The following is a 20413-nucleotide window of genomic DNA, read 5'->3' as shown; positions in this document are numbered from 1 at the left end:
ACTTATAGTTAACATCAACATTATTCACATGTTCATGATGTATTCATGTTCTTGTGTGTAAGGAGCTATGTTGTATGAAAAAAAATCATATAGGCAATATGTCACTTAAAACACTGTATTTTAATACACCTTATGTTAAAATTTTCGACAAGTTAGTGTTTATTTTTCCATATTTGTCTCGAATAACGCGGTGTAATTTTTTAAAAAAATGTATTGATATACCGTGTTTTCGCAAAGGTCTAGGAAGCCGATATTTAACGTTTAAGGATACATCACATGTTTATCGTCCAGTAAAGTATTTAATCCCAACAACATATACACATAACATACCTTATCGTGAGGTATTTCTGTGTGCTTTTCATTTATACAAGGAGGATGTATGAATCCCTCTCGCCTTACTATTTCTTGTTGTTCTTTTATTTTTCTTAATTTAGAAAGAAAAAGAACCTACAACATGATAAATAGAATATTTTTGTTTATCTGTTTTTTTTCTATTGTCCAAGTTGTTCCCCGCTCTGCTTATGCGGATATTGTCCCTTTAGATATTTCTCTAGGCGTTAATTACGATGGCTATATTTCCAATGCCGAGGCGAGTCATGCGGCCTTATATGATCCACCAGCCAGCTGGGGATTTGTCAGCAGCGATGTGGGGCGTGTCTTTGGTGACCATAACCTTAGCTTTGGCGTGACCTATAGCTGGGATGATCAAAGTGATTCTGGTTTGCCAAGTAGTGGCGAATTGACCACAGCTTACGGTCTTTTCCGTTTAGATACATCGCGTGATGCCGTTCCGCAAGGTGGTTTTGTTCTCCGACCTCAAGGGGAGCCGCAGCATCTTCAAACACAACCGAATGTTGTCAGGGCACATCGTCCTCATAGCAGTTCTAATACACACCCATTAGCGAGTGTCGATGTGACACTGCCGCTGGATCAGCAAGCGCGTTACGCCTCCATTAATTTTTTAATCTCAGGCAGTGGCAATAAAACAATGCTCTATGCCCTTTACGATAATGGACAGGGGGATGTCGATCGCGTATTAATTTATGACTCAATGGGCATCCCTGATCCGGAAGTACAAGAGATCGGGTTTCCCGAACCAAGAAGTGTCAGCACGAATAACCCGGATCTTGTTTCTGCGTTGAGGATGGATCATCGCTGGGAGAATTATGAGGGGCGCTCTCATATTCGTCCGGGCATTACCCATATTTGGACATTTGCTTCCCCGTTAGCGCTTGACTCTTCACGTACATTACGTGGATTTACCTTAGCCGTTTATAACGAAGATATTTGGAAAGCACGCTCCGCATTTATTTATGCCGCTTCTGCGGATCGACTCAACGTGCCTGCCCTCAGTTCAGCAGCGAAAGCCACCACCATTGCTGAAGATGGCTCACGCTATGTCAGCACACATAATAGTTTATTGCGAAAACTGGACACTGACGGTAGCGAGCTTTGGTCGCAATCACTTGGCTTAATTAACGCCGAGCCTTTAATCGGTTCTAATAATACGATTTTTGTCGGCTCCAATAATACTGACGTTTACAGTATTAATACTATTTCTGGAGATGTCCTTTGGTCAGCGGATACACAAGGCGCAGTTGCTGGTCTTGCCTTCAATAATGAAAAAAATACAGTATTCGCCATTACTCAAAATGGTTGGCTTTACGCCTTCGATGTAAATGGTACTGAACTGTGGCGTTTACGTCTTAATGTATCGGCCAATACCACCGTCAATGCTGCCCCCATCGTTTCCCCTGCAAGTGCACCCACGGATTATCTTTATATCAAAGATAGTGAAGGACGTTTGTATGCCGTGGAGCCTGCCAATCCATTACAGAACAGGGAGGCGAGTGTCGTATGGGTACGTTAACGAAGTATTTTATTTTTCATCGTCATACTTTTTTCAAGAGAGGTATTCGAATGAAGCCTATGGATATTAATAAATATTTTACTCTCTTTTTATTACCTTTATGTTTAATTACTTTTGGGGCTTCGGCATCCGCACAATCCTATTTTAATTTTCTTGATGTGGAGAATGTCAGCGGATCGGGTTCCACAGCCACTTATACCGATACTAATGGCACTTACAGAATTTCCTATTCCTTTCCAAGTGATCCTCAAATTGATGCGATTCGCTTAACGGCCACACGCACCTTTAATGGTCAGCAAACGCAATTAGATTTTGGACTTGTGGATGGTGAAACACGCACCATTACACTCAACCATGATAATGGTGTGTACCAGTATTATGCTGAGTCGGAAATTAACGACAACGGTGATCCTGATGGCGGTGGAACAGATATCGATCTCATCGGCACTATTACGGTCATTCGTCAATTAGGTTCGATGGGAGCCATTTCGTTACCCAACTACTGTATCAATAGTTATACCGTTAGTTGGCCAGCAGTCTCGGCGGCGAATCGTTACGATATTGAAGAATCTTCTAATGGGGGGAGCACATGGACACGTTTAACCAATCCGGCTGGCGCAAGTGCCACCTCAATTTCACGACCCGGCATTAACACCGGCGAAGAACGTCGGTATCGCGTGCGCGCCTATTATGATCAACAACCCAACACACGCACGCCGTGGCGAACTTCTGCCCGTTGCCAAGGGAATATTAGGCCGAATGTTTCATTGTTCTCTCCTAGCAATGGCCACTACCAATTATTAAACCAAGTACTTCTATTGTCAGCCAGTGCGACCGATACCAACGGCTCCGTCTCCTACGTGGATTTTTACCACGGCACAACACGTATTGCCCGCGATACCAGCGCACCGTTTACCGCTCAATGGACACCCACACAATCAGGTGCACAAACACTGGAGGCTCGCGCTACCGATAATCATGGCGCCACCACACGTTCAACCGCTATCACGGTCAATGTGCACACACGCCCCACCGTATTTATTAATAGTCCCGCACCTAACACACAATTTGATGTGGGAGACAGTGTGTCCATCGGCGCAACCGCCAGTGATGATGGCACCATCACCCAAGTACAGTTTTTTCGCAATGGCAGTATCATCAGCACCGATACCAGCGCACCTTATACCGCCACGTGGACAGTCTCCGCTTCGGGTTTACATTCCATTACCGCACAAGCCACCGATAATCACGGCATCACCAGTGCGTCTTCGCCAGTCGTGGTGATTGAAGGGATTGAACAAACCGCACCTAATTCAGCACCGACAGGATTAGCGGCAGACACCGGAGTAAATAACAGTACCGGGATTTACACACTCAGCTGGAATGCAGTAACAGATGCGAATGAATACGAGCTACAAGAATGCCGTTTGGCGACCTGCAGCGATGGCGATTTTACCCGCGTGATTCGCTCCGCCAATCGTGCCTCTTCTTTTACCGGCTTAGGCAATGGCACCTACACCTATCGCGTTAATGCGTGCAACGATCTGGGGTGTTCAGCCTTTAGTGCCCCTTATACTGTGACTGTCACCTTACCGGTACCACAACGCCCCGGCCCCACCTATTTAAAAACTTCAGCCATATGTGCCAACGGTGCTACTAGTGGCCAAAGCACTGGCGCTTTTGAGATCTGTTGGGATGCGATTACAGAAAACCTGGATCACTACTTAGTGGAAGAACAAATAGGGACTGGCCCTTGGCAGCAAATCGCCAATCAAAGCACAACATCACTTGTACTCAATAATAAGACCACCAATACCTATTCTTACCGTGTATTGGCCTGTAATGATCAAAACGCCTGTAGTACGCCTGGAGGGATTTTATCCGTGAGTGTGATTGATACGCCGGTGCTTTACAGCGCATCACTCGCTTGCGATGGCACCTGTGTATCGATTACTGGCACCGGCTTTGATACTAATACTGAAGTGGCTGTGAGTTCTATTACAACCAGCCCGTTAAACCAAACGTTTAGTTCACCTGAATTAATCGTTAACAACGATTCCCTGCAATTGCCTATCGATGATGCCTTGATTATTGATGCCTTAAATAATCTGGGTGGATTATCGTTATCGGTGGTGAATACCACTAATAATAATCGTGCTTCAACCCAGGTCTATCCCAATAATGCATCACCGGAACCTGCCGTCAATAGTGGGCCACCTACCGTCAGTGCTAACGGGATTATTTATATTGGCCGTGGTGATCAACTGTATGCCTATGACAGTGCCGGTACACTTATTACGGGGTGGCCGGTGGATATTCAAGAACCGATTACCACCCAGCCTGCCCTTTCATTGAATGAAAATACCGTCTATGTGGGCGGCGGTGATCGCCACCTTGTGGCGGTGGGTGGCGCTGAAGATGTACTCAGTGGCCAAATCCATTGGCAATTCCCCGCAGCAGGCGCGGTGGCGTCACCTCTGGTAGATCAATATGACTTTGTTTACGCGGGTGCGATGGACAGCCGTTTCTATTCCCTTGGCACCGATGGACAAGTCCGTTGGACATATAACGCCACTGCCGGTATTGCCGAAAAGCCAGTGATTTATGGGGATTACAGTCTGTCCTTTAGTTCTGTGGATGGGCAATTGCACCAGCTACGGGCTGGAGTGATCGGGCCGGAGCAACTCAACTGGCAGAGTATCGATCAGTCCTTATTGCGTGATTACTTAACCACTGTTGGCGAAGACTTTGAGCAATTTGTGGTGGACGGCTGGGATGCTACCGAACTCTTTCAAGTGGGGCGTTTATTTGAAGGCTTATTGCGTCGTCATCCTGATAAAGAAACACTCACATTCTGGACCTATGCCTTACTGCCAGATTATGGCGCGACCTTAGAAGAGGTGACGGAAGCTTTTTTAACCTCTGATTCCGGTGTTGCCCTTTACGGCGGTTTAACCGACTTCCTCTATGTGGGTGCTCTGTATGAGAACGTGTTAAATATTACCGAGTGGGTGGATACACCCGAATATCAAGCAGACCTCGCAGCACTCACCAGCGGTGCACTGACGCGCACGCAATTAGCCATGCAGCTAGTCGGCAGCGAAGCCTTCTCTACCCGCGTTGACCAAGAATTACTGCGTATTTTCCAAATCTTTTATGGCTTTTGTTTAGAGGCCAATTGCGACTTTTTACTGGACAGCGATAACGATGGTCTGGGCGATCAGTGGGAACTCACGCACTTTGGCGACCTTACCAGCCAAAGCGGTGATGGGGATGCCGATGGCGACGGCTTGACTAACTATCAAGAATATTTGGCCAATACCAGCCCTGCCTTGGGCGCGCCGGATGCGGCACCGCAGCCTGCTGCTATGCCTGATGCGCCCGATACTTCTACGTCAGACTTGATCGGCTCCCTTGAAGGCCAGTTCCGTGTTAACGAACAAGGGGCCGCAACGTATTCTATCCCTATCACGCTACCGCAAGGCACAGCAGGCGTTGCTCCCGAAGTGTCTTTGCAATATTCCAGTCAAAATAGAAACGCCCTGTTAGGCCAAGGATGGAGTTTGACCGCGTCTTCGGCGATCAGCCGTTGTCGTCAAACGTTAGGGCAAGATAACACTACTACGGCTATTCGCTGGAACAGTGACGATCGTTTTTGCTTGAACGGTCAGCGCTTAATTCTTGTTGATGGGGCTTACTATGGGGCAGTGGGCGCTCAATACCGCACCGAGGTGGAGAGCTTTATGTACATCACCTCGGTGGGCGGCAGTGATGGTGCGCCCGATTATTTTACCGCGATTGCCAAAGATGGCTCTCTCAGTACCTATGGCCGTGAAGCCAATGGCAATAATGCCCAACAGCGCACGCCCGACGACGCGCATACCGTATCCTGGACAATGAGTGCATTTAAAGACAGTGTCGGCAATAGCATTGACTATTACTATGAACATACCGCAGGCAGTGACTATCGTCTCACGCGTATTGACTATGCCTATGGTAATGGCACTACCGCCAACGCCTATGTCACCTTCGAATACACGGATGCTGAACGACCTGATGTGCAACGAGACTATATTTCTGGTTACCGTTTTTCCGTGACTAAACGATTGGTCGGTATCCATGTCTATAACGTGATTCAAGGCACAGCCTCAGCGATTCGCGATTATACCCTGGAGTATGAAGACTACCCAGCAGATCAAGATGATCAGACCAGCCGCCTGTCCAGTGTTACAACCTGTGTGCAAAGTACTTGCCTACCGCCGACGACTTTCGCGTGGGAGTATTACACTGAAGGTCAAGCATCTACGGCGAGCGATGTCATCACCTTTACCAACCCTCAGCTCATCGCGGACTACTCCTTTGGTGACGTTGATGGCGATGGTGAACAGGATATTTTCTTTTTATTCGGCGGTTTAGAGCCTGTTCGCTTGGGTTACGCGACCATGTCCGAAGGCAATTTACAGCGGAAGAACTTTGCATCGGGTGAAGACCATGTTTTCATAAACGCAGTATTGACGGAGGTCGCGGGTATCTCCCGCCCTGGGCCTATTAGCGGGCGTATAGAGCCGTTTGACTACAATGCGGATGGACGCTCCGATTTAGCTGTTTATGCGGAGGGCGATGGCGGCTGGACAATCTATGTGTCCACACCCACCACCGACGGTTGGTTATTACAAGCACTTGATGATAGCCACTTCATTGCAGCTAATCACACGCTGCAGTTTATTGATGTCAACAGTGATGGTCTTAGTGATATTGTCTATTTGGATGATCAATCGCGGGTGGTAGTTCGTCACCTCGAACCGAGTGGTGCAGCGATCAGCTCCAATACGTTTTATCATTTTGGTAATGCAACCACCTATACCTTGGAGATGCCTGCTGCCTACGCCAATAGGGATACGCCTGTGCGTGATGATCTGTCCAGTTCTGTGGGGGATATCAATGGCGATGGCGTGCCTGAATTATTGATACGGTATCGTTATATTGGTGATGCCCCGGTAGGAACGGCAGTACGACAATTTCAATTTTATTATGATGTGTATTCCTTCACTAATGGTGGCTTAGAACCATTGGACGAGCGTTTTTTCGTTGGGGAGTCACGAGTCATAACCGGCGGTCTTGCGAGTGAATTGGGCCGTGTCAGCTTAGTGGATCTCAATGGCGATGGGCTGAGTGACAGGGTGACAACATTCGAAGGCGAAGTGACCTATGCCCTCAGCAACGGTGTCAGTTTTGAGGCAGAACACACCTTATTACTGACCCGTGGCGATGGCGAAAATGAGTTTGATCGTGCTCCCACGTTTACCGATTTCGATGCCGATGGCGACGTGGATATCCTGTACCTCACGTATCCGTTCAAACAGCTTCGCATGCACCGCTGGGATAAACATGCCGAGACCTTTAACGCCTCTTCAGAATATGTACGTCCCGCAGGGACGGGAGGCGATCCTAACATTCGAGAAAATCATATTTTCGTTGATGGTGACGGCGATGGCGCTTTAGATTATTTCCGTTATCGGGCCATGGATGGTGAGTTGTCTCGTTATCCATCGCTACACAGTGGGCCGGTGAATGTTGTGTCCGAGATTACCAATGGTTTAGGGGGCGTCACGGAGATTACCTATGAACCGTTATCCCAAAGTGATCATTACAGCCGTCTTGAAGTAGGCGAGACGCTCGGTGCACTGCTCAACCAAGTCTGTACCCGTGAAGACATAGGCGATCTTATGCTGTGTGAGTCCTATTATCAGCTGGATGCCAGTCAATTCTACAGTGCGCTTAACGCCAACTGGTCTGGCCATCACACCCTAGGTAAGTATCAACCGGTATTAGAATTCCGCAGCGCTTATCCTATTGTGACGGATATTGCCAGCAGCGCGCCTGCTGCAGGTGCCACTCCGGGTATCGATCCTACGACAAAGAGTCATATCAGCTATTACTATGCAGCGGCTAAAATGCAAGCCGCTGGGCGTGGGTTCTTGGGCTTTGAGCGTTTGACGTCTATTGATGAACAAATGCAAATACAGACAGTGACCACGTATCGCCAGGATTTTCCTTTCCACGGACGTCCTCACATGACAGAAGTATTTACGCCAGAAGGGGAACGATTGAGCCAGCTGACAAATACATGGGCGATTCAAGGCTGGCAGCCCGAATGGGCCAGCACACTAACGAACAATGGTTCTGTCGCACTTGGACCATTGCAAGTGCATATGGCCAACAGCACAGAAACGACCTTTGTCAGTGCGACCGATAGTACGCAACTTGATGGTTTACGTGTCAGCGATAGCGAGCAACAATCTACCCTCACCACAAACACCTATGATGATTGGGGCAATGTGACGGAGGTCATTGTGGATACCCGCAGCGATGGTTTTAGTCATGTGAAAACTATTACCAACCATTATGACAGTGGCTTAACCCTGGGTTTGCATGGGCAAGAAGGTCAAGACTTCACCTACGCACAAATGGGGCGAGTCAGGCAAACCGATACCGTCATTGTGCAAAATGGTGAAACCTCTGAGACGAGAACGGCGGTATTTACTTACCACACGAGTGGTAATCACGTGGGGATGATGGCCACAGAAACGGTGGAACCCCGAGGCTCAGCGAATGACCAACTTAGCCAAGCGTTAACCATTGAATACTTCTACGATGATTTCGGGAACCAGCGTCGTGTGGAAAGTCGCGGCTGGGATGGTCATCAATCTGTGACACGCTATGAGGAAAGTCTGTACGATAGCATCGGGCGCTACATGGTGTCCTCCACCAATAGCTATGGTCAAGTTACCCAAACAACATTAGAGGGTGAGCGCAATAGCTTGGGGCAACCCACCAAAGTGACCGATATTAATGGTGTCGCCACATACTTCCATTACGGGGCCTTTGGTCGACAATCCCAATCCTACAGCGAGAATGGTGCTTGGACACAAACATTGATGCGTGCTTGCGATAGTAGCTGTCCGACCAGTGCCGTGTATATTCAAGACACCACCCAGGCAGGTGGGGGGCAGTCCCGCACCTTTATTGATGTTTTGGGGCGCACTCTACGTGAGGCCGCTACCAGCTTTGATGGTCGTTGGGTCAACGTGGACATGGAATACGATGCCCTTGGTCGTATGGTACGTCGCTCCGAACCCTATTTTGCCAGTGATAGTGCGCAGTTCTGGACGGAAATTCGTTACGATCGGCTTAGCCGTCCGGTGGAAACCAGGCTCCCTGGCATTACGGGGACAGCACGTGTCGCTTACAATGGCCTTAGCACCACGAGCACCAACCCATTGAGCCAAAACAAAACGGAAATTCGTAATGGCTTAGGTCAACTGGTGGAAGTGATCGATCACATGGGTGGTCGCCTTGCTTACACCTATGATTTACAGGGAGATCTGGCCACCAGTACCCATCATGGTACTCCGTTGGAACCGCAACAGGTACAAGTCAAAATGTGTTACGACCACCTGGGGCGTAAAACCGCCATGCTTGACCCTGACAAAGGTGGCGCATTTGCGCAAACCCATCAATGTCCCACACAATTTGATACGCCTATTGCAGGATGGTGGCTCTACCGCTACAACGCCTTCGGGGAATTGATTAGCCAGTTGGATGCGAAAGGACAAGCCTCGACCCTGACGTATGATCTGCTCGGGCGCACGACCGCGCGTATCGATACCCGTGTAGACGGCTCTATCGAGGGGAATACGCAATGGGAATACAATAACGCTGTACTAGGGGATGACCTTGGGGTGCTTGAACACGTGGAAGACAGCATCAGCGGTTATCGACAAACCTACGTTTATGACACCTTAACACGCTTAAGTGAAACCCATACGCGCCTAGCCGCCAACGATGACCATTATGAAAAAATCACCTACGATCAGTTCGGTCGTGCTCTGCAGGCCTTTGACGCAGCAGGAGACCAGCGTTTCCAAAGCAGTGCGATAGAAAATATTTACAACGACTTCGGCTTTTTGAGACAAGTGGTCAATGCTAATCGCGTTAATGGTGAAAAGCAGACCTATTATGAAGTGTTAGCAACAGACGAACGGGGTAACGTGATTTCTTCACGCTCAGGTAATGGTGTGACCACTGAGCATGATTATGACGATGCCACGGGTCGTTTGTCCGATATGTGGGCCTCGTCGCAGCTGGGGAATCGTGATATTCAATTCCATCATTATGAATGGGACGATGCCAATAACCTGTCATCGCGCAGTGATAATAGTGCCGGTAAGGCTTTAGTGGAGAGCTTTAGTTATGATGACTTGAATCGCCTTTTAACCACTCAGGTCACTGGCTCTAGTTCTGCTGGATTGCAGGAGATACGTTACGATAGCCTGGGCAATATCATATTTAAAACAGGCGTAGGGGATTATCATTATGGCAGTGATTGTGCGAATGGTTTTGGCCCTCACGCCGTGTGCCATACCAGTGAGGATAATGCTGCCTACGCTTACGATGCCAACGGCAATTTAGACAATGATGGTACGGGACGCACCTTGGTCTATTCCACCTTTGATAAAGCGATTGAGATCCAGAAAGGTGAGCACACGACGGCCTTCCGTTATGCCCCTAATCGCAGCCGTTATTTACGCACCGATACCTCAAGCGCTGGTGTCACCACCACGCGTTATATCGGTAAAGTAGAAAAAGTCACACACTCAGATGGTCGCCAAAGTATTAAGCGTTACCTCCCTGGCGGCACGTTAGTGACGCTAACACTGAATGGTAGCGGAACAAAAACCGGCGAGAAAACAGAATACTTGCATAAAGACCATCTCGGTTCATTGGATGTCATTACCGATGTGAATGGGGTGATTGCCCGTGATAGTAATAATCGCGAGCAAGTCTTTAGCTTTGATGCCTGGGGACAACGCCGCAGTGGCCAAAGCTGGGAGGCGTTGCTGGCCAACGAATTAAGCCACTTCACCACATTAGTCGTCGACGCTTCTACCCCTCGTGGCTTTACCATGCACGAGCATCTGGACGCAGTGGGCCTTATCCATATGAATGGCCGGATTTATGATCCGCGACTGGCCCGCTTTATTCAGGCGGACCCTTTTATTCAAGCGGCGACGAATACGCAAAGTTACAACCGTTACAGCTATGTCTTTAATAATCCACTGAATGCTTCAGATCCGAGTGGTTACTTTAGTGTGGGCTTTGTGAATACCCTGTTCCAAGCAGCACAAACGGTGATCAGTATTGTGGCCGCCGTCAATTGTGGTGCGTGTGCCGCCTATTTCGCAGCTGGGTTTGCGGCCACGAATACCGCCATTGCCGGGGGTAATTTAGGCGATATTGCCATTGCTGCAGTCACAGCCTACGCCTCTGCAACAGCCACCTCCAACCTCGGACTTGATGGTTTTAATGAAGTGGAGATACTTCAACTTGGCGTCTTAGGTGGCGTGACCAGCGTGCTTAACGGTGGTAAATTCGGTCATGGGTTTATTAGTGCAGGTGTTGGTGCTGCTGTGGGTGGTCGTTTGGCCTATTCCGGTAGCGCTGATCTCGGCGCCAATATTATGAGAGGTGTCGCCAGCAGTGTTATTGGTGGCTCGGTGTCAAGCTTGACAGGAGGGAAGTTCGGGAATGGGGCGGCTTATGCAGCGTTTAGTTGGGCGGTCAGTGGTGGTTTACACCCATCAACAGAGGAGTCAATTTTTCAACCTGGCTCCGGTGAAAATCCGACCGGTGATCGCAATATAAACACCTCTGTTGAGGATTCTCGCTTAAAGAGTATAGACAGAATAAAGGAAACTGCATTAACCATAGACGCGGCAATGGAAGGTAACAGCAAAGCTCGTAGGCATATTAGGAAATATTTCAAAACTGATAAAGCAGAGGATCTTGCTGAAATAAAACGCATATATTCCGAAATTGCAAATGAATTGGCGACAGCAACAATACTGGAAGGTGACGCAGACTACATTGCTCGTCGTAGAAGTCAGGGTAGTTTGGTTGGCGCATGGGTTAGTCAAGACGACTATCCTGACACAATATTCTTTAACCCAGGAATCGCTTTTAGCGAAGACTTTGAAGCAATGTTAGTTCATGAGGCTGCACATCTTGCAGGGATAAGAGGCCATAAGGAATATGACGGGGAGATCGTTTATGGTAATGAGCTTGTGAAGAAATTTACCCGCTCAGCTGGTTGGAGTGGCGCCCGTGAAAACCCTTCAAACTTTTCGTGTGCAGTTTATCCAGATGCAAAGAGTTGTTAGTAACTTAAAGGTGTTCTTATGAATTTATCAAGTTGTTTAGTATGTATTATTTTATTTTTTATCTCTTGTATATGTCACTCTGGAGGAAAGGAAAATAATGTCGTCATTGAGGAAATAACATGCGGCAAAAGTATATGCTTAAACATAGAGTTCATTAATCAGAAAAAATACCCTATATGTATTGAAAATTCATACTTCCCCTTTGACGGGGAATTACATAAAAATGTATTTGATTTAGTTGATACAAGAGTAGGAAATAAAGCGAAGTACTTACAAATAGAACCTAGCATTATTATCGACTCTAACCTGGCAGTACTAGTTAGACTAGTTCCCCCTGGCGCAACTGTTTCATCATCTATTGATGTTAAAAGATTTTATGAAATTGATAGAGATAAAAAATACAAAGTTAACTATAACGCTGTAGCTTATAGGTGTGACACATTTTCAAAGAAAAGAAACAAACTAAAATTAAAGGGTGAAATAGATATTTAAAAATTTAAAAAACAGAAATACCTATCACAATAACCTTTGTATGTTGTTTCCAATATTTATATAGAGTGAAAATCATAAGCCCTGGTTAATAGCTAGGGCTTTTCAAGTTCCGGATTTTAAACTGAATAACTCACAATCCAACACTTTCATAATAACTTAAATAAAATAATGAGTCTTGTAGAGTGGGTTAAGTGTTAGGCGCTTCAGCATCAAGCCGCGTTGTAAAACCGCTATTATTAAGTTGATGCTCAACATGTTTAATTAGCCAATCACTATTAAGTGGCTCTCGAAAATTATCGAGCTGTAACACCCCCTCGGCTTGTAAACGAGTGTCACCGATTAATGTAAGTGATAGTGTGGCTGAGCCTCGATTTAACGCATTTAACTTAGCCTCTGCTGCACGTCGTGCTTCTTCTGCATCTGCGTAGTCGTGTCTTATAGTAAACGCGGGGTTTCCTTCACCGGCTGTTACAGGGATTTTCTGCGCAGCTTGTGTATCGTGCCAATGAGCAATAACTGTTTTGTATTTCCCGCGCTCTGCTTGTGTCAGTCGATGCTGTATCACATTTTCTCTATTGAGGTTAATGATGGGTAAATTTTTACCTGAAATAGCTTTTGAATCGCCTTCAACGACTATAATAAGGTTTTTATTCGCCAGCTTAGCTATAGCACCGTTCTTTTTCGCGAGCCGTGTTAAAAAATGAAGATCTGATTCCTCCGTTTGATCCTCATGGTTAATGCGTATATTCGAAAGGACTTCAGCAATACGCGGAATAACATCATGCTCTGCAGCAATCGTTTTAACGATATCGCTCAGTAATACATTATCCCAACTACGCGTTTTAAGGACATAAAGCGACAATACTTAAAGGAGATACTCGAAGTATTACCTACCTTAGACCTGCAGATGCGATATACCAGATGTATGTGTATGCTCAAAAAAATGCTAGTCGTGTAAATAAGACAGATCTTATGCATTCGCGATTAGAGGAATAAGTGATGTGTCAACACTATCCAGGACACATAATTAAGCAAATTTTTTGCTATTTTCAAACGCCACAGGTGATAAATAATTGATAGTAGAGTACAATCGTCGCCGATTATAAAACACTTCAATGTAATCAAAAATTTCTTGTATCGCTTCCTCTCGTGTTGTGAATAAGCAATGGTGAACGAGTTGCGTTTTTAATGAATGAAAAAAATTTTCTGCTACCGCATTATCCCAGCAATTACCTTTACGGCTCACACTCTGAATAACACCATGATCTTTTAATAAGGTACGATGACTTTCAGAGGCATATTGGCTACCTCGATCAGTATGCCAAACTAGACCTTTTTATGGCTTACGTGACCATAGTGCCATCAACAATGCATCGTTTACCAAGGATACCCTCATATGCTTAGCCATCGACCACCCCACTAATTTGCGGGAGAATAAGTCAATCACAATCGCCAAATATAACCAGCCTTCTTGCGCAGCAATGTAGGTGATATCACCTACATAGTACTGATCGGGTTGATCAACCGTAAATTACCTAGCGAGCACATTAGGCGCTACGGATAAATTATGTTTGGTGTCTGTCGTCACTTTAAATTTGCGTTTGGTTTTGCAAGATAAACCCTGACGTTTAAGTAAGCGACCGATACGGCGACGACTCACTCTAAGCCCTTTTTCTGCGGGCCTGTTTTTTAAGCGGCGTATACCATAAGTACCACGACTGCCCTCAAAAAGCGCTTTAATTTCTTCCATCAACCGTTCATTTTCAACTTCTCGTTCAGTGAGCTGTTGTTTTAGCCAGGCATAATATTGACCTCTTGATACGTCCATGACATCACGCATAGAGACAATGTGAAATTCTTCTTGGTTGGCGCTAATCTAAGCGTATTTTACCGTGTTTCTTTGGCAAAATACAGCGGTTTTTTTTAAAAATTTCACGCTCCTCTTTTAAACGAGCATTTTCTTTTTTCAAGCGTTTGAGTCCTTCATAAAGATGATCATCTGTTCTTGTGTCTTGCCCAGAGACTCGTTTCGTGTAGCTGTGTATCCAATTATGTAAGGTACTACTACTGATTCCTAGTTCTCGAACAGTTTGTGCAACAGGTTGGTCTGATTCTAAAGCCAATTTTATTGCTGATTCTTTAAACTCTGGGCTATAGATTTTTTTGGATTTTTGGCTCATGGGGAACTCCTCAATTACGCCTAGTTTACGTGAATTAAGGTGTCAGGTTTAGTGTAGCCACATCAGTCCACTACAAACAATACTTAGATAGTATAGTTTTTTACATACCAAATAACGCAATTACCCAGCAGTAGGACACGTTTATGAAAAACACTAAATTTATCATTATCTACGACAAATATTGTGGTTGGTGTTATGGCGCTGCTCCCAATTTTGATGTACTCGTGAATACTGGGGCTAAAGTGGAAATTCTTCATCTTCATTTATTTCAAGGAACCAATGCGCCACGAGTGAAAGAAGGTAAAGGTGATTATATCGTTAAGACAGATGCCCGCATTTCACAATTAACGGAGCAAACCTTTAGTGAAGCATATACAGATAATGTAGTGCGCTCAAAAACGGAAATATTAGATTCTACCTATTCTGCACTAGGTGCCGCTGTTGTTCATGGCATGGGTGCAAAGAAAGAATTTTCACTTCGACAACGTTTGGAAAAACAACGTTTTATTGATGGCACCTCCGATCAAAACAGAAATGCCGTTATTCAAGCCTTGATAGATGAGGGTGTGGAACCAGAAGCCGCAGAACAATTTGATAGCCAAAAGAATATTGAAAAAGCCCATGCGTTATCCAAAAAAGCAATCGCGTTAATGGCTCAGGTTGGTTTGCACGGCGTTCCCACTATCCTAAAAATAGAAGGTGGAAATATCGAAGCAATGGATCATTCTAAATTTTACGGTAAACTAGAATTAATTCCGTCTCTAATAGCCGAAAACAACGGCACAGTTTCTTTCACTAGTTAATTTACCAATATTTAATACCGCTAACATTATTCAATATTAGGAATACATTATGTCTCTCCAAGTGCAGTTAGACACATTTAAAGAGCAGTTTAAAAAACAAGCTCCAGCAGGAGCAGTTGAAGCGTTTGCTCAGTCTGTACAAGAATTGGTTGATAGCCGTCAAATTGGATAATCAGCCAATATTGGCGATCAAGCCCCCTCTTTTATCTTGTTAGCCTCCGATGGTAGTGAAGTTGTGCTGAAAGAATGACTTGCAAAAGGGTCTGTTGTTTTAACCTTTTTTCGTGGTGTTTGGTGCCCTTATTGCAATCTGGAACTAAAAGCTTTGGAAGCCGCTGCTGAAGAAATACGAGCAAAAGGTGCAACACTGCTTGCTATTTGCATGCAAGATCCAGCAGATAGCCGCAAATCTCAAAGAGATAACAAATTCAGCTATCCAATTCTCACTGATACTGCTGGTGAGCTTGCTGAAAAATTTGGTATTCGTTGGACCTTACAAGACTATGTTATTGATTTTTACAGAATGTTTGACATCATTCTGCCAACAATCCATAGTGACGATGAATGGAACCTACCTATGCCTGCTCGACACGTTATCGACACTGACGGGGCAATTGCCTATGCAGAAGTCAATCCTGACTACACACACCGTCCGGAGCCGAGCGAGTTATTTCCTGTTCTTGACAAGCTTCAGGAAAATGCCAATGCGTAACATTAGGCTTTACCTCTCTTTAACACGAGGAAGGCCGTGTTAAAAAATAATAGTCGCTCAGGAGTATCCCAAGTGACGAGAAAAGATAGTTTTGTAAGACACCGACATAATACCTAAGAGCCCTTAATATGAATAAGCAACCAATTGATCTTTATTTTTGGCCAACGCCCAACGGATTTAAAATTTCTATTTTGCTAGAAGAATTGCATATACCCTATAATGTTCAGTTAGTGAATATCCTTAAGGGCGAGCAATTCGAAGATGACTTTCTAAAAATTTCCCCTAATGGCCGTATGCCAGCGATCATCGATCCTGATGGTCCCAATGGGCAAGCTATCTCCGTATTTGAATCCGGAGCAATTATGCAATATCTTGCCAATAAGTATGATCAATTCTATACCAGCGATGAACGCAAACGCACAGAAGTGAATGAATGGTTATTCTGGCAGATGGGTGGTTTGGGTCCAATGGGTGGACAAGCTATTCATTTTTATGATTATGCGTCTGAAAAAATCCCTTATGCTATTGACCGTTATCTTGGGGAGTATAACCGCCTACTCAATGTTATGGACAAACATCTAGAAGGCCGTGAGTATTTGGCCGATGAATATTCTATTGCCGATATGGCATGTATCGGGTGGATTAAGGCTAGTGAAATTTTAGATGTTTCGTTAGATCGTTATAGTCACGTGCAAGCTTGGTTTGATAAATTATGCAAAAGAGAGGCGGTTCAGCGTGGTTTTAACCTTGCAAACGACCGATATAATGAGCGTGATCGTATTGCAAACGATAAAGAGGCACGGAAAAATTTATTTCAAAAAAATGGATTACCATAAGGGTCTATTTAAGATTTACCAGAAGTTCCTTTAGAATTATTTTTATTATCGCTTACTAATGAACAATGTATTAATTACTACGGAGTAACAACCATGATTACACTTTACGGTCATCCAATATCAGGCAACAGCCATCGTGTGGCAAACTTTTTAAACATTTTAGGCATGGAGTACACGGACAAAATTGTTGACCTTGAAAAAGGTGAACATAAACTGCCTGAGTATCTTGCTAAAAACCCTTTAGGTCAGGTGCCAACACTGACTGACGATGATGTAGTCCTGCGTGATTCGACAGCCATTCTTATTTACCTTGCACGTAGATATGATCAATCGAATACTTGGTTTCCCGAGGACCCTGTGACGCAAGCGCAAATTCAGCAGTGGCTATCGGTTGCTGTACATGAGGTGATGATAGGGCCTTTTGTATTACGCGCGATTCAACTCTTCGGTATGCCTGCGGATGAGGTGCAAGCAAGAGAAAAAACCGAGAAATTATTCAATGATTTGTTTGTACCCCATTTAAGTGATAAAAAATGGCTTGTGGGTGAACACCCAACCATCGCTGACATTGCTTGCTACAGCTATATAGCACGAGTGACCGAAGGCAACTTTAGCCTCGAACCTTACCCTGCTATACGCCAATGGCTGGCGAATGTGGAAGGCATCGATGGCTTTAAACCTATGATTCACGCTAACAAGTAATTCGATACAGATAAGGGGAACATCATGTCAACTATCGACTTGGCAACATCATATCATCGCGGTGAGCTCGCAGCACAAGACAAAGCGGGCACTCGAGGCGCTGCTGCCGAGCTGGCGGTAGGAAAACGTAGTGCTCTTAATTTTTCTTCTAATCATGATGCTTTTTTGGCTGCTCAATCATTTGCAGTTTTAAGTAGTGTCAATTTGAAAAACGGGCAGGTATGGGTAAGCCCATTATTTGGAAAAGAAGGTGACCTTACTGCTATATCAGAAAATGAAATCGCGATTTCTACTCATTGTATTCCAGAAAACGATATGCTCAATACTCTGGAATCAGGTTCGCCCCTGTCCTTGTTAGGCATAGATCTAAAAAGGCGTATCCGACATCGCATTAATGGGCTAGCGTCGATTTCCGAGAATGATCTAGGTATAGGGTTCAACCTCCAAGTGAATGAGTATTCCCCTAACTGCCCAAAATATATTAATCGCAGAGAAATTATTTATAATACGAAGGGCGCTCCCCCCATAAACAGAGAGGCAAAACGTAAAGAGCGCGCCACCTTAACGGATGACGATCAGGCCTTTATACAGTCTATGGACACATTGTGGATAGGGAGTTATGCGCCCGGTGTTGGCGCCGATTGTAATCATCGTGGCGGGAAGCCTGGGTTTATACGAGCCACCTCACCATCGACCATTGAGTGGCCAGAGTATCGGGGCAATGGCATGTTTTTTACTTCTGGCAACTTAGAAGTTTATGATCGAACCGGCGTGACGCTGGTAGATTTTGAGACAGGCAGCATGATCCAAATGACGGGTCGCGCAGTAGTAAATTGGAATCACGATGGCCGTTATGAAGGTGCTTCCCGAAGTATTACATTTCATATCGAACACCTAATCCGTACTGATCATGTCACTAGTCATCGATGGAAAAGACTGGATTATTCTCCCTATAACCCAGCCATTTCAGGTAAAGAGACTGTAAGCAGCGATAGTGAATTTCCAGTGGTTGCAACTCTAGCAAAAATTGTTGAAGAGAGCGAAAACGTTAAAACATTTCGTTTTGTTGTTCCTCGTCGTCTTGCTTTTTTACCCGGACAATACGCAACGTTTGAATTTAAACATATCCCTAATGGATCTGCTTCCGAAGTGAGAACATGGACTCTGTCTGAAACACCTAACAGCATAAGCGGCGATAACACGCTAGATATTACCGTAAAACGTATTCCAAAAGGTCTCGTTACTAACTGGCTTCATGATCATGCTGAGCTTGGCTTGGAAGTACAATTAAATGGTATCCAAGGTGAAATGACCGCCGTACGAATGGATGCTGCAACTAAACAGCCCGTCGTACATAACAACCTTCTTTTGTTAAGTGCTGGTATTGGCATTACGCCCAATTTGGCCATGGTGCGGGGAGTTGGTGCGTTTTCACTGCAAGACCAGACCACGATCACCATGATTCATGTAGAAAGAAATACTAAAGACCTTATCAACCAACAGGAATTATTACGCCGCGCAAGAAGTTATCCACATTTTAATTACACAAATATCATCACTAGCCAGCAAGGTCGTTTAAACAAAGAACAGCTGCAAAAGCTAGTACCACATGCAGAGCACCAACACGCTTATATATGCGGCCCAACTCTATTTATGAATGATATGACACAAATGTTAGTATCAATAGGCGTGCCAGCGGCGAATGTTTATACTGAAAGTTTTGAGTTTTAAAAAGCGTTGTTGTTGTTTGGAATATTTCTCAAAAGGAGGGTTAATGGATACAGTTGTTCTTATTGTTTACTATTCAATTGACTTGCTAAAAATAACTCGATAATAATACATTTAAAAAATTGCTAGTTGAGCTGACGATCAAATAGATAACGACTAAATAGTTTAAGGCGATAATTAAGACTCATCACCTCAATTATCGCCGCGTGGTTATTTAGGCAAATAGGGTGCGGCTGGTGGCATTGAAGTGAAGTTTGGGTAGTCTTCTAAACGTTTAACCCAAGCATAAATATTAGGGTAAGCTTTAAGGTCAACGTCCCCTTCGGTAACTGCTGCTATATAGCCGTAATTTGAGACATCGGCAATAGTTGGATGGTCTCCTACAAGCCAATCATTATCTTTTAGGCGTGCTTCAAACAATGATGTGAATAAGTGATCCGTTTTCTTCACCGCTTCGTCGTAGTCACGTGGAACATTAAAAATCTTAATCATTCTTGCAGTGCCTGGGCCCTCAAATACTTCTCTGGTGCTTATCGCTAACCACTGTTGAACTTCTGCGGCACGTATTGGATCAACGGGCAACCATTGGCGACTAGGGTCATATTGTAAGGCTAAGTACACTAAGGCAGCCGTTGAATCCCGTAATACAGTGTCACCATCAACCATCACAGGTAATTGGCCGAGAGGGTTGATCTTTAAGAACTCAGGCGTTTTGTGTTCACCCTTAAAGAAATCAAGCAAAACTTCTTCGAATTCGATATTTAATAGCTTAAGCATTGCCCACGGGCGATGGGCATGGCCTGATAGTGGGTTAAAGTAAAGTTTAATAGTCGACATATGTATTTACCGTTTTGAAAAAATTAAAAATAG

At 45.0% G+C, this 20413-nt stretch carries 13 protein-coding genes and 2 pseudogenes; 9 read left to right on the top strand and 6 right to left on the bottom strand.

Annotated features, from left to right (window positions below; genetic code table 11):
- Window positions 1-379: 379 nt before the first annotated feature.
- From BVC89_RS08420 to BVC89_RS08410, 3 genes are read left to right on the top strand one after another with little or no spacing between them, the layout of a single operon-like run.
- Window positions 380-1870 carry an outer membrane protein assembly factor BamB family protein gene (locus tag BVC89_RS08420; protein ID WP_086930766.1) on the top strand — a complete coding sequence of 497 codons (1491 nt, stop codon included), beginning with the start codon at window positions 380-382 and terminating at the stop codon, window positions 1868-1870.
- Window positions 1858-12090, top strand: coding sequence for an Ig-like domain-containing protein (locus BVC89_RS08415; RefSeq protein WP_086930765.1), 10233 nt, complete (start codon window positions 1858-1860; stop codon window positions 12088-12090). Before BVC89_RS08420 ends, BVC89_RS08415 begins: the two co-directional genes overlap by 13 nt.
- Before the next feature lie 18 nt (window positions 12091-12108).
- Window positions 12109-12582 carry a hypothetical protein gene (locus BVC89_RS08410; RefSeq protein WP_086930764.1) on the top strand — a complete coding sequence of 158 codons (474 nt, stop codon included), beginning with the start codon at window positions 12109-12111 and terminating at the stop codon, window positions 12580-12582.
- Window positions 12583-12769: 187 nt separating this feature from the next.
- Here the strand turns inward: BVC89_RS08410 and BVC89_RS08405 are convergent, their stop codons facing one another.
- The 5 genes and pseudogenes from BVC89_RS08405 to BVC89_RS08385 all read right to left on the bottom strand — a co-directional run bounded on the left by BVC89_RS08405 (window position 12770) and on the right by BVC89_RS08385 (window position 14762).
- A complete protein-coding gene (locus BVC89_RS08405; RefSeq protein ID WP_086930763.1) occupies window positions 12770-13444 on the bottom strand; it encodes a phage late control D family protein in 675 nt (224 codons plus the stop codon).
- A gap of 165 nt (window positions 13445-13609) precedes the next feature.
- Window positions 13610-13837 carry an IS3 family transposase gene (locus tag BVC89_RS30860; protein ID WP_483860576.1) on the bottom strand — a complete coding sequence of 76 codons (228 nt, stop codon included), beginning with the start codon at window positions 13835-13837 and terminating at the stop codon, window positions 13610-13612.
- Window positions 13838-13918: 81 nt separating this feature from the next.
- Window positions 13919-14089, bottom strand: a pseudogene (locus BVC89_RS30855) (DDE-type integrase/transposase/recombinase); the annotation flags it as partial.
- 24 nt (window positions 14090-14113) lie between these two features.
- Window positions 14114-14410, bottom strand: coding sequence for an IS3 family transposase (locus tag BVC89_RS08390; RefSeq protein ID WP_158657849.1), 297 nt, complete (start codon window positions 14408-14410; stop codon window positions 14114-14116).
- 43 nt (window positions 14411-14453) lie between these two features.
- Window positions 14454-14762 (bottom strand): transposase, encoded by a 309-nt coding sequence (locus BVC89_RS08385; RefSeq protein WP_086930759.1) that lies wholly within the window; start codon window positions 14760-14762, stop codon window positions 14454-14456.
- Window positions 14763-14905: 143 nt separating this feature from the next.
- Here BVC89_RS08385 and BVC89_RS08380 point away from each other — a divergent pair, with 143 nt between their 5' ends.
- The 6 genes and pseudogenes from BVC89_RS08380 to BVC89_RS08360 all read left to right on the top strand — a co-directional run bounded on the left by BVC89_RS08380 (window position 14906) and on the right by BVC89_RS08360 (window position 19546).
- Window positions 14906-15565, top strand: coding sequence for a DsbA family protein (locus BVC89_RS08380; protein WP_086930758.1), 660 nt, complete (start codon window positions 14906-14908; stop codon window positions 15563-15565).
- A 49-nt stretch (window positions 15566-15614) separates the two neighbouring features.
- A complete protein-coding gene (locus BVC89_RS30545) occupies window positions 15615-15737 on the top strand; it encodes a hypothetical protein (RefSeq protein WP_281260987.1) in 123 nt (40 codons plus the stop codon).
- A 93-nt stretch (window positions 15738-15830) separates the two neighbouring features.
- Window positions 15831-16277 (top strand): annotated as a pseudogene (locus tag BVC89_RS08375) (peroxiredoxin-like family protein); the annotation flags it as partial.
- A gap of 128 nt (window positions 16278-16405) precedes the next feature.
- Window positions 16406-17113: a glutathione S-transferase N-terminal domain-containing protein gene (locus tag BVC89_RS08370; protein ID WP_086930757.1), complete on the top strand. Its 708-nt coding sequence runs from the start codon at window positions 16406-16408 to the stop codon at window positions 17111-17113.
- A gap of 93 nt (window positions 17114-17206) precedes the next feature.
- Window positions 17207-17815, top strand: a complete 609-nt coding sequence (locus tag BVC89_RS08365) for a glutathione S-transferase family protein (protein WP_086930756.1) — start codon at window positions 17207-17209, stop codon at window positions 17813-17815.
- 24 nt (window positions 17816-17839) lie between these two features.
- Complete coding sequence (locus tag BVC89_RS08360) at window positions 17840-19546, top strand: FAD-binding oxidoreductase (RefSeq protein WP_086930755.1); 1707 nt, start codon at window positions 17840-17842, stop codon at window positions 19544-19546.
- Between the two features lie 207 nt (window positions 19547-19753).
- Here BVC89_RS08360 and BVC89_RS08355 read toward each other — a convergent pair whose 3' ends face one another.
- A complete protein-coding gene (locus BVC89_RS08355; RefSeq protein ID WP_086930754.1) occupies window positions 19754-20380 on the bottom strand; it encodes a glutathione S-transferase family protein in 627 nt (208 codons plus the stop codon).
- Window positions 20381-20413: the final 33 nt, after the last annotated feature.

Source organism: Agarilytica rhodophyticola (assembly GCF_002157225.2).
In the GTDB taxonomy this organism is placed as follows: Bacteria; Pseudomonadota; Gammaproteobacteria; order Pseudomonadales; family Cellvibrionaceae; genus Agarilytica; species Agarilytica rhodophyticola.
This window is presented reverse-complemented; position numbering and strand designations above follow the sequence as displayed.